Source organism: Lentzea sp. NPDC042327 (assembly GCF_040647275.1).
Taxonomy (GTDB): Bacteria; Actinomycetota; Actinomycetes; order Mycobacteriales; family Pseudonocardiaceae; genus Lentzea.
On the sequence record NZ_JBEZBX010000037.1, the window covers coordinates 1 to 13795 of the forward strand.

Sequence of the window (13795 nt, forward strand, 5' to 3'; positions counted from 1 at the left end):
GGCCCACCCCACGGGCCGGTACACCCACCCCCGGGGTGGGGGCCGGGCGCTGGCGCTGCCGGTGGGCGGGTGGTTGGCGGGGGGGGGGCCCGCCGGGGGAGCCGCGGCGGGCACGACCTCAGGAACCGCAGGACTCCCTGACCACCAGGCGGGTCGGCAGCACCACGGGGTCCTCCCGGCCGGAGCCGGTGATCATCGCGAGGATCGCCTTGGCCGCCGCGACGCCGAACCCCGGCTTGTCCTGGGCGACCGTCGTCAGCGCCGGTTCGACCAGCGCGGCGACCTCGATGTCGTCGAACCCGACGATCGCCAGGTCGTGCGGCACCCGCAGACCGGCGGCGCGGGCGGCGAGCAGAGCGCCGACCGCCATCTCGTCACTGGCCGCGAACACCGCCGTCGGCGGGTCGTCGAGCGCCAGAAGTCGTTGCATCGCAACCGTTCCGCTGGTGCGGTAGAAGTCGCCGGCGACCACGTACTCGTCGCGCGCCGGCAGACCGGCGTCCTGCAACGCCGTGCGGTAGCCCGCGACCCGGTCCCGCGAGGGCTGGTTGCCGGGCGGACCGGTGATCGTGGCGATCCGGGTGTGGCCGAGCCCGGCGAGGTGACCGGTCGCCATCCGCGCGCCACCCGCGTTGTCCGACGTCACGTAGGTCGCCCTGGGACCGTCGACGGCCACGTCCAGCGCCACGCACGGGACACCCGACTGCGCGAAGGCGGCGAACGCCTCGGCGTCGGACCCGCTGTCGATCAGGACCAGCCCGCCGAGGTGGTGGCGGCGGGTCATGTTCACGTAGCCCACCGGGTCCGCGAGCGACGCGCCGACCTCGCGGGCGTCACCGCTGGTCGCGAGCATCAGCAGGTGGTAGCCGTGCGCGCTGAGCGCCGACTTCAGCCCGATCAGCAGGTCCTGCAGGTACGGGTGCCGCCAGCCGGGCCTGCGGTGGTCGGTGTCCCAGACCAGCCCGATCATCGTGGACTGCTTCGTCGACAACGCCCGCGCGGACTCGTTGGGCTGGTACCCGAGCTCCTTCGCGACCCGCAGCACGCGTTCACGCGTGTCCTCGTTGACCGTTCCCGGCTGGTTGAAGACGCGCGACACCGTCGCCACGGACACACCGCAGAGCTGGGCGATCTCACGCCCGGTCGGCATCGTCGGCCTCCGTTTCACCGTAAGCGGTTACATCACCGTACGAGCAGCACTTCTCCTAGTCAAACGGGTGCAGGAGTTGATCTGTTTATCATCTCGTTACTTGACGTACACCGCGTAACCCCGTTGTCATAGGCGCCACACCTCTTCGGCCGGCAGTTCCGCTCAATCGTCGGCCCATCCGCACCGGAACCACTTTTCTCTTCAGCGCGCCCAAAATTCGACGGAGGCCTGTACATGCGCCCCAAAGCACTCGCCCTCGGCTGTGCCGTGCTGGCGACCGCCGTGGTGCTCAGCGGTTGCGGCAGCAGCACCGCGGGCGGTGGCAAGACCAAGCTGTCCATCGGGTTGTTCGGCAACTTCGGTTACGCCGAGCTGCTCAAGGAGTACGCGGCAGCGCACCCGGACGTGGAGATCACCGACCGGACGGCGTCCTACTCCGACCACCACAAGAACCTCGCCGCGCACCTCGCCACCAGCAGCGGCACCGCGGACATCGAGGCCGTGGACACGGGTTACATCAACCAGTTCAAGGCCACGCCGGACAAGTTCGTCGACCTCAACACCAAGGGCGGTGACCAGCTGAAGGACCGCTGGCTGCCGTGGAAGTGGGAGGGCTCGCTGTCCAAGGACGGCAAGCAGATCGGCTACGGCACCGACGTCGGCGGCCTCGCGATCTGCTACCGCCGCGACCTGCTGCAGAACGCCGGGCTTCCCGCCGACCGCGACCAGGTCGCCGCGCTGTGGCCGACCTGGCAGGACTTCATGGCCGCGGGCAAGAGGTTCCAGGAGAAGGCGCCCGAGGGCGTGAAGTGGTTCGACGGCGGGCCGACCGTGCTCAACGCGATCGTCGGCCAGGCGTCGGTGGGCTACTACGACAAGTCCGACAAGATCGTCGTGGGTGAGAACAAAGAAATCAAGGACGCCTGGGACCTCGTCGTCGACGGCGTGAACTCGGGTCTGTCCTCGAAGCTGCTCTTCTCCACCCCCGTCTGGAACACCGGGTTCAAGCAGGGCCAGTTCGCGACCGTGACCTGCCCCGCGTGGCAGATGGCCAAGATCAAGGACCAGGCCGGTCCCGAGGCCGCGGGCAAGTGGGACGTCACGTCCGTTCCCGGCGGTGGCGGCAACTGGGGCGGCTCGTACCTCACGGTGCCGAAGTCGGGCAAGAACGTCGACAAGGCCGTCGAGCTGGCCGCGTGGCTGACCGCGCCCGAGCAGCAGGCGAAGGTGTTCAAGAGCGCCGGGCTGCTGCCGTCGATCCCGAAGCTCTACGACGACCCGTCGATCGTCGACTTCAAGAACCCGTACTTCAACGACGCGCCGATCGGCAAGCTCTTCACCGACGCCGCGAAGAAGCTGAACCCGCAGTACCAGGGCCCGAAGGCCGGTGACATCCAGACCGCCATCGGCAACGCGATGCAACGCGTCGAGCAGGGCAAGCAGAACGGCGAGGAGTCCTGGCGCCAGTTCGTCGGCGACGTCCAGAAGTGACGGGCTGACCCATGACCTCGATGGACCGGACGGCCAGAAGGCACCGGTGGGACACGAAGTTCGCGCCCTACGGGTACGTGGCGCCGTACTTCCTGATCTTCGGTGTCTTCGGGCTGTTCCCCCTGCTCTACACCGTCTGGGTGTCGATGCAGCACCGCAACCTGCTCGACGAGGGCGGCGCGTACGTCGTCTGGTTCGACAACTACGGCAAGCTGCTCGCCGACCCGTACTTCTGGAACTCCATGGGCAACACGCTCAGCCTGTGGCTGCTCACGACCGTGCCGCAGATCCTGTTCGCGTTGTTCATCGCCCAGCTGCTCAACCGCAAGGTCCGCACCCGCACGCTGTTCCGGATGGGCGTGATCCTGCCGAACATCACCTCGGTGGCGGCGGTGACGATCATCTTCGCGCAGCTGTTCGGCCGGGACTTCGGCCTGGTCAACTGGGTGCTGGGGCTGCTGGGCGCCGGTCAGGTCGACTGGCAGGCGGGCACCGCCACCTCGCACATCGCGATCGCGGTGATGGTGGTGTGGCGGTGGACCGGCTACCACGCGCTGATCTTCCTGGCGTCGATGCAGGCGATCCCGTCGTCGCTGTACGAGGCGGCCACGCTGGACGGCGCGAGCGGCCGGCAGCAGTTCTGGCGGATCACGGTGCCGCTGCTGCGGCCGCAGATCATCTTCTCGACGATCATCGCGACCACCGGCAACATGCGCCTGCTCGCCGAGCCGCTGCTGTTCAACCCCGGTGCGGCGGCCGCGACCGGCGGCTCGGACCGGCAGTTCCAGACCGCGGCGCTGTACCTGTACGAGCAGGGTTTCACGAACTACGACTTCGGCTACAGCTCGGCGATCGCGGTCGTGCTGGCCATCGCCACGATCATCGTCGCCGGGATCGGTTACCTGGTGACCAAGCGGATCCGGACGGAGTGACCCCATGACCGCTGTGCTGGAGCGTCCCGCACCGGCGCGCCCCACCGGGCCGTCGGCGCGGGCCCGCCGGCTGGCCCGGCGCGTGGCCGGTCCCTGGACCTACGCCGCGCTGATCGCCGTGCTCGCCGGGTCGGCCTTCCCCGTGTACTGGTCGTTCGTGGTGTCCTCGCAGACACCGGACGCGATCGACAGCGTGCCCCCGGTCCTGGTGCCCGGCGGCCACCTCTTCGAGAACATCGCCCGCGTCTTCGACACCACCGACTTCGCGCTGGCGCTGATGAACTCGATCATCGTCGCCGGCACGGTCACGGTGTCGGTGGTGCTGTTCTCCACGCTGGCCGGGTTCGCGTTCGCCAAGCTGAAGTTCCGCGGCCGCAACGTGTTGCTGCTGCTCATCATCGCCACCCAGGCGATCCCGACCGAGCTCGGCATCATCCCGCTCTACATGATGATGGCCGAGTTCGGCTGGGCGGGCGAGATCCACGCGGTGATCGTGCCGGGCCTGGTGACCGCGTTCGGCGTGTTCTTCATGCGCCAGTACTTCGAGCGCGCGATCCCGAACGAGCTGCTGGAGGCCGGCCGGATGGACGGCTGCCACTCGCTGCGGCTGTTCTGGCACGTCGCGCTGCCCGCGGCCCGCCCGGCGGCGGCGGTGCTGGGGCTGTTCACGTTCATGCAGGCGTGGAACGACTTCTTCTGGCCGCTGGTGGTGCTGGTGCCGGAGAACCCGACGGTGCAGACCGCGCTGTCCACCTTGGCCAGTGGCTACACCACGGACTACACGCTCGTGCTGACCGCCGCCACGATCGGCACGGTCCCCGTGCTGGCCGTGTTCCTGTTGTTCGGCCGCCAGATCGTCGGCGGCATCATGTCGGGCGCCGTCAAGGGCTGACCCCTCGCAGAGGAGACAAGCAGTGAACTTTCCGGCCGGCTTCCGCTGGGGCGTGGCGACCTCGGCCTACCAGATCGAGGGAGCGGCGGCCCTCGACGGCCGCGGTCCGTCCATCTGGGACACCTTCGCCGCGGTACCCGGTGCCGTCGCGAACGGTGACACCGGTGACGTGGCCGCCGACCACTACCACCGGTGGGCAGAGGACGTCCGCCTGCTCGTCGACCTCGGCGTCGACGCGTACCGCTTCTCGGTGTCGTGGTCGCGAATCCTGCCCGAGGGCCGCGGCCGCGTCGAGCAGCGCGGCCTCGACTTCTACCGCAGGCTCGTGGACACGTTGCGGGACAACGGCATCGAACCGTTCGTCACGCTCTACCACTGGGACCTGCCGCAGGCGCTGGAGGACCGCGGCGGCTGGCGGGTCCGCGACACGGCCCTGCGGTTCGCCGACTACTCGGCGATCGTGCACGACGCGCTCGCGGACGTCGTCAGCAAGTGGACCACGCTGAACGAGCCGTACTGCTCGTCGGTCGTGGGCTACGCGGAGGGCCGGCACGCACCTGGTGCCCGCGAGGGCCACGGCGCCCTCGCCGCCGCCCACCACCTGCTGGTGGGGCACGGTCTGGCGGTGGAGGCCATGCGCGCCAACGGCGTGCCCGGCCAGGAGTTCGGCATCGTCCTCAACCAGTCGCCGACCGTGCCGGTGAGCGACTCGCCCGCCGACGTGGCCGCGGCCACCCGGCAGGACGTGCTGCTGCGCCGCCAGTTCACCGACCCGCTCTTCGGCGGCACCTACCCCGAGGAGATGACGGCGATGTACGGCGAGCTCACGGACTTCTCGTTCCGCCACGACGGCGACCTGGCGGTCATCGGGCAGCCGCTGGACTACGTGGGCCTGAACTACTACTACCGGCTGCACGTCGCCGACGCACCGCACCGCGAGCCCGACCCGGCCAAGCGCACCGCGCACGACATCGGCGTCGACACGACCCGGCTGCCGGACGTGCCGCGCACCGGCATGGGCTGGCCGGTCGAACCGGTCGGGATCACGACCGCGCTGAGCGACCTCAGCGCCCGGCACCCGCAGCTGCCGCCGATCTACGTGACGGAGAACGGCTGCGTCTACCCGGACACCGAGGACCTCCAGGACACCGACCGGATCGCGTTCCTGGAGGGCCACATCGCCGCGGCACTGGCCGCCGGCGTGGACCTGCGCGGCTACTTCTGCTGGTCGCTGCTCGACAACTTCGAGTGGGCGCACGGCTACAAGCACCGGTTCGGCCTGGTCCACGTCGACTACGCGACCCAGCAGCGGACCCCGCGCGCCAGCTTCCACTGGTACCGCGACTTCGTCGCACGGGCGCGGGGCTGAGAGCGCCCGGCGGCACACCCGGCTTCCGGGCTGCGATCACGCGGTACTTCGACGAGGTCGTGGACCGGCTCGCACGCAAGGGGGCCGACGCGCGCAGGTCGTGCTGGAACTGTCGCCGACGCACCCGAGGCGCGGTCAGGTCGTGACCGCGCCGGGGTCCGGTGCCGCGCCGGCGCGACGACCTCGGCGGGAGCAACGGCCCGGCCGGGGTCCGGTGAGCCGTCACGGCATGAGGCCGGCGGCGTTCGTGCAGTAGGCCCAGAACGCGGCGATGTCGGCACGCCGTTCGGCCGTGGTCGGCAGGTAGTGCGTGGTCCGCTCGCGCCGGTCGTGCCAGAACCGGCCGGTGCGCGGGACCGGGCTGGTCGCGGCCAGCCACACGACGGTGTCCGCGCCCTCCTCCGCGGTGCGCAGCAACGGCCGGGTCAGCCGGTGGAAACCGGGCAGCGAGCTCGCGACCCCCGGTGTGTCGGCCCAGCCGGGGTGCATGCCGTGCACGCCGATGCCGTCGGCCCGGTACCGCTCGGCCAGCACGGGGACGAGCGCCACCTGCATCCGCTTGGTCCGGGCGTACGCGGTGGCGCCGCGGTACTCGCCGTCGCGGTACTCGGGGTCACCCGCGCGCAGCCGCTGGGTGTACATGCCGCCGGAGGACACGAACACGACCCGCGCGTCCGGTGAGGACACCAGCAGCGAGCGGAGCAGCTCGGTCAGCAGCAACGGCCCGAGGACGTGCGTGGCGAGCGTCAGCTCGTGGCCGTCGACGCTGGTGGTGCGCTTCGCCGGCATGGTCCCGGCGTTGTGCACCAGCACGTCCACGCGGTCGAACTCGCCCAGCAGGTCGCTCGCGAACCGGCGCACCGAGGCCAGGCTCGACACGTCGCACAGCCGCACGAAGACCACGGCGCCGGGAACGGCGGCGATGATCTCGTCCCGCGCGGCCCTGCCCTTGACCTCGTCGCGCACCACGAGCACGACCGCGGCGCCGAGGCGGGCGAGCCCGAGCGCGGTGGCCTTGCCCAGTCCCGTCCCCGCACCGGTCACGACGGCGAGCCCGCCGCGCAGCGCACCGGGTTCGGGGTCGGTCGCGGGCCAGCCGGCGCGGCGCAGCCGGTAACCCCACCGCGAGTAGCCGGGGACCACGAGCCGGTCCATCGCGCTGTCGAGCACGCCGGGCAGTCCGCTCACCGGTTCCTCCTCCGCTGCCGTCCCGTGGTGGTTCGGTGCGCAGGGCCCGTCCGGTTCGGTCAGCCGTGGCGCAACGGCTTGCGCGCGGGCTCGGCGAGCACCCGCGACGCCATCCAGGCCAGGCCGTCGACCGTGGCCGCCGGGCCGCCGGTGGGCTGCACGGCGTGGCTGAGCACGGTCCGGGTGAGCACGTCGATGACGACCCCGGCCTGCTCGCCGGTCAGCGCGGGGCGGTAGGCCTCGACCCGTTCCGCGAGCACCGCTGACCGCCTGTCACGTCCGGGGCCGCTCCGGCGATCTTGTGGAGGAAGGAGGCGTCGTGGCGAAGAAGTCGATCACGGCCCGGGCGGTGTCCGGGCTCGTGCTGGCCGGTGCGGTCCTGGGCCTGGTGCTGCTCGTCCAGTCCGCGACCGAGCAGCGGTCGTGGGCCGGCTCGGAGGGCACCGTCCAGGAACGGCTGAAGTCGGGCAAGAGCGTCTCGGTCAAGGTCGAGTACCCGTTGCCCGACGGCACGAGGCAGGTCGCGACGCTGTCGGAGAACGGCCCGGCCCGCAACCCCGGCGATCGCGTGACGGTCCGTTACGACCTGCGCGACGGCCGGGTCGTCAGCGCCGCGCTGGCCGACAACGACCAGGCGCACTGGGTGGTGGGCGGCATGCTCGGGGTCGTGGTCCTCGGGGCGCTGTTCGCGAACCTGGTCGTGTGGGTGCCGCGCCGGCACGCGTGATCCGGGGGCACGACTCCTGGAGCGGTCCGACCCCTTGAGCACCACACCGTCCACATCGGACTTGTTCGTCGAACGACGTACCGCATTCGTTGGTCACAATCTTGACGACCGTCACCGATCTGAATACCTTCGGGAACCTCCTGGGAGATCCCGAATCTCTGACCGGAGGTCGACGATGACCACACGTGCCACCACGTTCACAGCGCTCGTCAGCGCCCTGATCGCCACAGCCGCGCTCCTGCTCGCGTCCCCGGCGTCCGCCGCGTCGCTGGTGGAGGTGACCGGTTTCGGCGCCAACCCCGGCGGGATGCGCATGCACGTCTACGTGCCGGACAACCGGCCGGCCAAACCGGCGATCGTCGTCGCGATGCACGGCTGTGGCGGCTCGGGTCCCGGTTTCTACTCCGGCAGCGAGTTCGCCTCGCTCGCCGACCGGTACGGCTACGTCGTGATCTACCCGAGCGCGCAGCAGGAAGCCGGGTTCGGCAAGTGCTTCGACACCTGGTCGGACGCGGCGAAGCGGCGCGGCGGCGGCAGCGACCCGGTGTCGATCGTGTCGATGGTGACCTACGTCCAGCAGCGCTACGGCGGGGACCCGAACCGGGTGTTCGCGACCGGTTCGTCGTCGGGCGGCATGATGACCAACCACATGCTCGCGGTGTACCCGGACGTCTTCAAGGCGGGCGCGGCGTTCATGGGCGTCCCGTTCAACTGCTTCGCCAACGCCGCGGACTACCCGCCCGGCGGCAAGTGCACCAACGGCACCATGAACCGCACGCCGCAGCAGTGGGGTGACGCCGTCCGCCAGGCCTACCCCGGCTACACCGGCCCGCGGCCGAAGATGCAGCTGTGGCACGGAACCGCCGACAACCTCGTGCCGTACTCGTTGCTGCAGGAGGAGGTCGACCAGTGGACCAGCGTGTTCGGCCTGAGCCAGACGCCGACGTCCACCGACACGCCGCGACCGGGCTGGAACCGCAGCAGGTTCTCGGACAAGGTCGAGGCGTACAGCATCCAGGGCGCGGGACACAGCCTGCCGTCGGCCGGCATGGCCGCGGTCGCGCTGGAGTTCTTCGGCATCACCGGTGGCAGCGACCCGAACCCGCCGGTGCCGGGACCGTGTGCCGTCAAGGCGAGCGTCACCGCCTGGAACAACGGCCTGACCGAGCGGATCACCATCACCAACACCGGGACCACCGCGGTCAACGGCTGGTCGCTCGCCTTCACGCTGCCCGGTGGTCAGAACATCGCCGGCGGCTGGAACGCCGGCTACTCGCCGACGAGCGGCCAGGTCACGGCGCGCAACGTGAGCCACAACGCCGTGATCGCACCGAACGGGTCCGTCGAGATCGGGTTCCAGGCCACCCACAGCGGTGACGCCGCCGCGGCGTCCTCGTTCTCCCTCAACGGTTCCAGCTGCTCGAACGGCTGAGCGGCGCGGTGGCGGAGGAAGGCCCGGATGCGGCCCCGGCGTGCACCGCGCGCCGGGCCGGGCCCCTCCACTCCCGCTGCTGCGGACTAGCCGAAGTTCACGTCACTGCACCACATGTAGGCCTGGTCGAGGTGGGACGCCTGCCAGATGGTGAAGACGACGTGGTGACCCCGGTAGCCGGAGGTCGAGACGTTGAACTTGATGTCCTTCGCCGGGGCGAACCGGCCGGTCTGCGTGATGAAGTCGAGGTTGCCCCAACCCAGGCTCTGCGTGGTCGGGTCGAACCCGTTCTTGCTCACGTAGACGCGGAAGTAGTCGGCGCCGTGGCTCGCCTGGTCGTACAGGTGCATCGTGAAGTTGCTGCTCACGTTGGTGGTCCGCCAGCGGCCGGGCACGTTCAGCGAGTTGTTGCGTGCCAACCCGTTGCTGCACAGCTGCCCGTTCGGGGTGGCGCCCTGGAAGTTGCCTCCGAGCCCGTCCCGCAGCGCGCTCATCCAGTTCCACATGGTGTCGGCGTTGGCCTGGAAGGCCTGCCAGCACATGGGGTCCTGCTGCTGCATCGCGGGGTTGGTGTGCTGGCTGCCCCACGCCTGCCAGCACTGGTAGGCGCGAGTGGCCGGACTGATGATGGTTCCGTGCGCCTGAGCCGACGGGGCCCACAGGAACGTGCTGATCAGCACGCCGATGAGCACGATGGCGCCCCGCCGTCGGGTGACGGAACCGGAGGTGCTGCGCGTACGCATGTATGAGCCTCCATTAACCGGTGGTCGATCAACAGCGGCGGCGGATTGGGAGCGCTCCCAGAGCATTTACCGTACCGATGACTCTGCGAAATCACAAGGAAACACTACGTGATGATCAGTGATTAGCGGACTCGGTGCAGGTCATGGCGGTGGAAAAGTCACCCGGGAAAGGCGCTACGCCACCAGGCCGTGCCGGAACGCGTAGACCACGGCCTGCACCCGGTCGCGGAGGTCGAGCTTGGTGAGGATGCGCGACACGTACGTCTTGACCGTCTCGTGGCTGATCACCAGCGCGCCGGCGATCTCGCTGTTCGACAGGCCGTCCGCGATCAGCCGCAGCACCTCGAGCTCGCGCGCGGTCAGCGGGACCTCCCGGGGCCCGCCGACCGGCCGGATCCGTTCGGCGTAGCGGCCGACGAGCTGGCGGGTCACCTCGGGCGCGAGCAGCGCCGCACCGGCCGCGACCGTGCGGATGCCGTGCAGCAGCTGCGCCGGCGGGGCGTCCTTGAGCAGGAACCCGCTGGCGCCGGCCCGCAGCGCCTCGTAGACGTACTCGTCGAGGTTGAACGTCGTCACCACCAGCACCCTGGCCGGGCCGGCCACGCCGGCGCCCGCGAGCAGCCGGGTCGCCTCGATGCCGTCGAGCACGGGCATCCGGACGTCCATCACGACCACGTCCGGGTTCAGCCGCGCGGTCAGGTCGACCGCGGCCCGCCCGTCCCCGCACTCGCCGACCACCTGGAGGTCGGGCTGCGCGTCGATGATCGTCGCGAACCCGGTGCGGATCAACGCCTGGTCGTCGCAGACCAGCACGCGCGTCACGGGCGGACCACCGCCGGAATCCGTGCGGTCACCACGAAACCGCCGTCCCTGCGGCCCGCGCTGAACTCGCCGCCGAGCACGCCGACCCGGTCCCGCAGCCCGGCGAGCCCCCGCCCGCTGCCACCCGGTGCCGCGGCGGCCGGCCCCGCGCCGTCCGTTCCGACCTCCACCACGACCTCGCTCTCACCGTGCCGCACGTGCACCGTCGTCCGGTTGCCGTGCGCGTGCTTCAGGGCGTTGGTCAACGCCTCCTGCACCACCCGGTACGCCACCACCTTCGCGCTGCCCGCCACCGGTGCGCCCTCCTCGACGAACTCCACCGGCTGCCCGGCCTGCCGGGTCTGCTCGACGAGCGCGCCCAGGTCGCCCACCGACGGCGCCCGCACGTCCCCGCCGTGGTCCGGGTTCAGCAGCTCCAGCAGCTGCCGCAGGTCCGCGATCGACCGGCGGCCGGTGTCCGTGATCGCGGTCAGCGCCTGCTCCAGCCGTTCGGGGGCGGCGGTCAGGTACCGCGCCGCCTCCGCCTGCACCACCATCGCCGTCACGTGGTGGGTCACCACGTCGTGCAGCTCGCGCGCGATCCGCGTGCGTTCCGCGACCCGCGTCTCGGCCGCGACGTGCCGCCGCCGTTCCTCCTCCGCGTCCTGCGCCAGCCGCAGCCACGCCCCGATCCCCCACGCCAGGGCGAGCGCCAGGTAGAACGTGACGAATCCGGCGACGCCCTCCTGCGACCCGTCCCGGTCGAGCGCGACCGCCAGCGGCACGTACGCCACCGACACCAGAACCGCTGTGGTGCGCCGGAACCGGCGCAGGTGCAGCCCGGTGCTCAGCAGCGCGATCGGCAGCGCCGTGCCGGCGACGGCGTGGTAGCCGAGGAGCTGGTCGGCGGCGAATCCCACGCACACCAGCGCGAGGCAGATGACCGGCCACCGCCTGCGCACGACCAGCGGCAGGCACTCCACCGCGATCACGACCAGCGCCAGCGCGTCCATCGGCCGGGTCGGCAGGTCACCCAGGTGCGTGCCGCGGTTGTGCAGCGCGGGCACGAAGGAGGCGAGCACCAGCGCCAGTGCCAGCGGGGCGTCCCTGACCGTGACGTCCCAGCGGCGCCACAGGTCCGGGACCCGGCGGAGGCTGATCACGCGGCGAGCGTAGTCGCGGTGACCGCGCGCCGGCGACGGGGCACGAGGTTCCCGCGCCGCTTCGCGAGCCACAGGAACACGACGGTCACCACGACCCCGCCCAGCACCGAGTACGCACTCGCCTCCGGCCCGAAGTCACCGCCGCTGAGCAGGTACGGCCCGGACGTGACGCCGTCCAGCAGCCCCTTCGGCGCGTCCGTGCCGGAGACGCTGGTGCTGAAGATGCCGCCCTGCGCGTAGTTCCAGCCGAAGTGCACCCCGATCGGCACCCACAGGGTGCGCGTGGCGGCGTAGACCGCGGCCAGCATGAACCCGGCCTCCACGGCGATGGCCACCGCACCCCACACGGTGGCGTGCTCGTTGAACAGGTGCGCCGCCCCGAACACCACCCCGGTCAGCACCAGCGAGAGCCACGTCCCGAGCCGCTGCTCGACGATGCGGAACAGCACCCCGCGGAACAGCAGCTCCTCCACGACCACCGCGACCGCCGTGAACCCCAGCAGCGCCACCGCACCCGACGCGGACCCGAACCCGCGCACCTCGTACCCGCCGAGCAGGGCGATGTTCAGGATGACCGCCCCGAACATCCCGAGCCCGATCGCCACTCCCCTGCCCAGCGCCCCCGCCGACCCGGCGAGCGCGACCTCGTCCGCCACCCGGTGTTCGGTCCGCCGCACCACCAGCGCGTACACCCACAGCGCCACCCCGGCCGCCACCAGCCCGAACACCAGCGTCAACGGCGTGTTCCACCCCGCCAGCCCGACCACCGCGCTCCCGGCGAAAGCGACCAGCGCCACCGCCCCGAACTGCACCAACAGTCGCATGTCCCGTCCCTCACCAGCCGTCCGCGGCCGTCGTGCCGCGGCTACCGGGAACGCTAGGGACCCGAGCCCCGCAAATCGTCACCACGCAGTGGACATCCGCGGGTAGCTCGCACGGGGGACAGCCCTCCACAGTGGAGCCTTTGCGCGGTCCCGGCACAGCGCCCCCACCCGTCGGCACGCGCTGCCGCCCGTCCGGCGGTTCCTCCTGACCCAACTAAGAGTTCACTTCGTTGGTCGTTGACAAACCGGACAGGCCCTCGACAGGCTGCACTCCCTGTGATCGAAAGGTAGCGCTTGCCATGAAACTCCGTTTGGTCTTACCGCTGCTCGCACTGCTCCTCGGCGCCGTCACCCCCGCCGTCGCGGCCGCGGCCCCCGTGGAGGCGGCCGACGCCTGCTACACCTGGAACCGCACCCTGTCGCAGGGCGCGTCGGGCGAGGACGTCCGCCAGCTGCAGATCAGGGTCGCCGGCTACCCCGGCTACGGCGCCGTGCTCGGCATCGACGGCCAGTTCGGTCCCGCCACCAAGGCCGCCGTCACCCGCTTCCAGCAGGCCTACGGCCTCGGCGCCGACGGCATCGCCGGCGCGGCCACCTTCTCGAAGATCTACGCCCTGCAGGACAACGACTGCACGCCGGTCAACTTCACCTACGACGAGCTCAACAACTGCAACTCCACCTGGGCCGGCGGCAACGTCTCCGCTGCCACCGCCAAGGCCAACGCCCTGGTCTCCATGTGGAAGCTGCAGGCCATGCGCCACGCCATGGGCGACCGCCCCATCGACGTGAACGGCGGCTTCCGCAGCGTCTCCTGCAACAACGCCGTCGGCGGCGCCTCGGGCAGCCGCCACCTCTACGGCGACGCCGTGGACCTCGGCGCCGGCCCGCAGGGCTTCTGCGCCCTCGCCAAGCAGGCCCGCAACCACGGCTTCAACGAGATCCTCGGCCCCGGCTACACCGGCCACAACGACCACGTGCACGTCGCGCACAAGTCGAGCCGCTTCTGGTCCGCACCGAGCTGCGGCATCTGATCCTCCCGGTCGCGTGGTGGTGAGCGAGCAGATAACCACGCGACCGGCCGTC

14 protein-coding genes are annotated in these 13795 nt (G+C 70.9%); 7 read left to right on the top strand and 7 right to left on the bottom strand.

What is annotated here, in order from left to right; translation table 11 throughout:
- Positions 1–118 precede the first annotated feature (118 nt).
- Positions 119–1150, bottom strand: a complete 1032-nt coding sequence (locus tag AB0A63_RS40205; RefSeq protein ID WP_360401996.1) for a LacI family DNA-binding transcriptional regulator — start codon at positions 1148–1150, stop codon at positions 119–121.
- Between the two features lie 234 nt (positions 1151–1384).
- Here AB0A63_RS40205 and AB0A63_RS40210 point away from each other — a divergent pair, with 234 nt between their 5' ends.
- The 4 genes from AB0A63_RS40210 to AB0A63_RS40225 are packed head-to-tail and all read left to right on the top strand — an operon-like array spanning position 1385 to position 5834.
- Positions 1385–2641, top strand: coding sequence for an extracellular solute-binding protein (locus AB0A63_RS40210; protein WP_360401999.1), 1257 nt, complete (start codon positions 1385–1387; stop codon positions 2639–2641).
- A gap of 11 nt (positions 2642–2652) precedes the next feature.
- On the top strand, positions 2653–3573 hold the full coding sequence (locus AB0A63_RS40215) for a sugar ABC transporter permease (RefSeq protein WP_360402002.1): 921 nt from the start codon (positions 2653–2655) through the stop codon (positions 3571–3573).
- A gap of 4 nt (positions 3574–3577) precedes the next feature.
- The gene (locus AB0A63_RS40220; protein ID WP_360402005.1) at positions 3578–4465 is read left to right on the top strand and encodes a carbohydrate ABC transporter permease; all 888 of its coding nucleotides are present in this window, start codon (positions 3578–3580) and stop codon (positions 4463–4465) included.
- A 22-nt stretch (positions 4466–4487) separates the two neighbouring features.
- Positions 4488–5834, top strand: coding sequence for a GH1 family beta-glucosidase (locus AB0A63_RS40225; protein ID WP_360402008.1), 1347 nt, complete (start codon positions 4488–4490; stop codon positions 5832–5834).
- Between the two features lie 222 nt (positions 5835–6056).
- Here the strand turns inward: AB0A63_RS40225 and AB0A63_RS40230 are convergent, their stop codons facing one another.
- Positions 6057–7022: an SDR family NAD(P)-dependent oxidoreductase gene (locus tag AB0A63_RS40230; RefSeq protein WP_360402011.1), complete on the bottom strand. Its 966-nt coding sequence runs from the start codon at positions 7020–7022 to the stop codon at positions 6057–6059.
- 59 nt (positions 7023–7081) lie between these two features.
- Complete coding sequence (locus AB0A63_RS40235; RefSeq protein WP_360402014.1) at positions 7082–7282, bottom strand: hypothetical protein; 201 nt, start codon at positions 7280–7282, stop codon at positions 7082–7084.
- A gap of 59 nt (positions 7283–7341) precedes the next feature.
- Between AB0A63_RS40235 and AB0A63_RS40240 the strand changes: the two genes are divergently transcribed.
- Complete coding sequence (locus tag AB0A63_RS40240) at positions 7342–7749, top strand: DUF3592 domain-containing protein (RefSeq protein ID WP_360402017.1); 408 nt, start codon at positions 7342–7344, stop codon at positions 7747–7749.
- A gap of 175 nt (positions 7750–7924) precedes the next feature.
- Positions 7925–9181: a PHB depolymerase family esterase gene (locus AB0A63_RS40245; protein ID WP_360402020.1), complete on the top strand. Its 1257-nt coding sequence runs from the start codon at positions 7925–7927 to the stop codon at positions 9179–9181.
- Between the two features lie 86 nt (positions 9182–9267).
- Here AB0A63_RS40245 and AB0A63_RS40250 read toward each other — a convergent pair whose 3' ends face one another.
- The 4 genes from AB0A63_RS40250 to AB0A63_RS40265 form a co-directional block, all read right to left on the bottom strand.
- Entirely contained in the window at positions 9268–9924 is a 657-nt protein-coding gene (locus AB0A63_RS40250; RefSeq protein ID WP_360402023.1) for a lytic polysaccharide monooxygenase, read from the bottom strand.
- Positions 9925–10098: 174 nt separating this feature from the next.
- The gene (locus AB0A63_RS40255) at positions 10099–10746 is read right to left on the bottom strand and encodes a response regulator transcription factor (RefSeq protein ID WP_360402026.1); all 648 of its coding nucleotides are present in this window, start codon (positions 10744–10746) and stop codon (positions 10099–10101) included.
- Entirely contained in the window at positions 10743–11888 is a 1146-nt protein-coding gene (locus tag AB0A63_RS40260; RefSeq protein ID WP_360402029.1) for a histidine kinase, read from the bottom strand. Before AB0A63_RS40260 ends, AB0A63_RS40255 begins: the two co-directional genes overlap by 4 nt.
- Positions 11885–12712, bottom strand: coding sequence for a CPBP family intramembrane glutamic endopeptidase (locus AB0A63_RS40265; RefSeq protein WP_360402032.1), 828 nt, complete (start codon positions 12710–12712; stop codon positions 11885–11887). Before AB0A63_RS40265 ends, AB0A63_RS40260 begins: the two co-directional genes overlap by 4 nt.
- Positions 12713–13011: 299 nt before the next feature.
- Between AB0A63_RS40265 and AB0A63_RS40270 the strand changes: the two genes are divergently transcribed.
- Positions 13012–13743 carry a D-Ala-D-Ala carboxypeptidase family metallohydrolase gene (locus tag AB0A63_RS40270; RefSeq protein ID WP_360402035.1) on the top strand — a complete coding sequence of 244 codons (732 nt, stop codon included), beginning with the start codon at positions 13012–13014 and terminating at the stop codon, positions 13741–13743.
- Positions 13744–13795 lie beyond the last annotated feature (52 nt).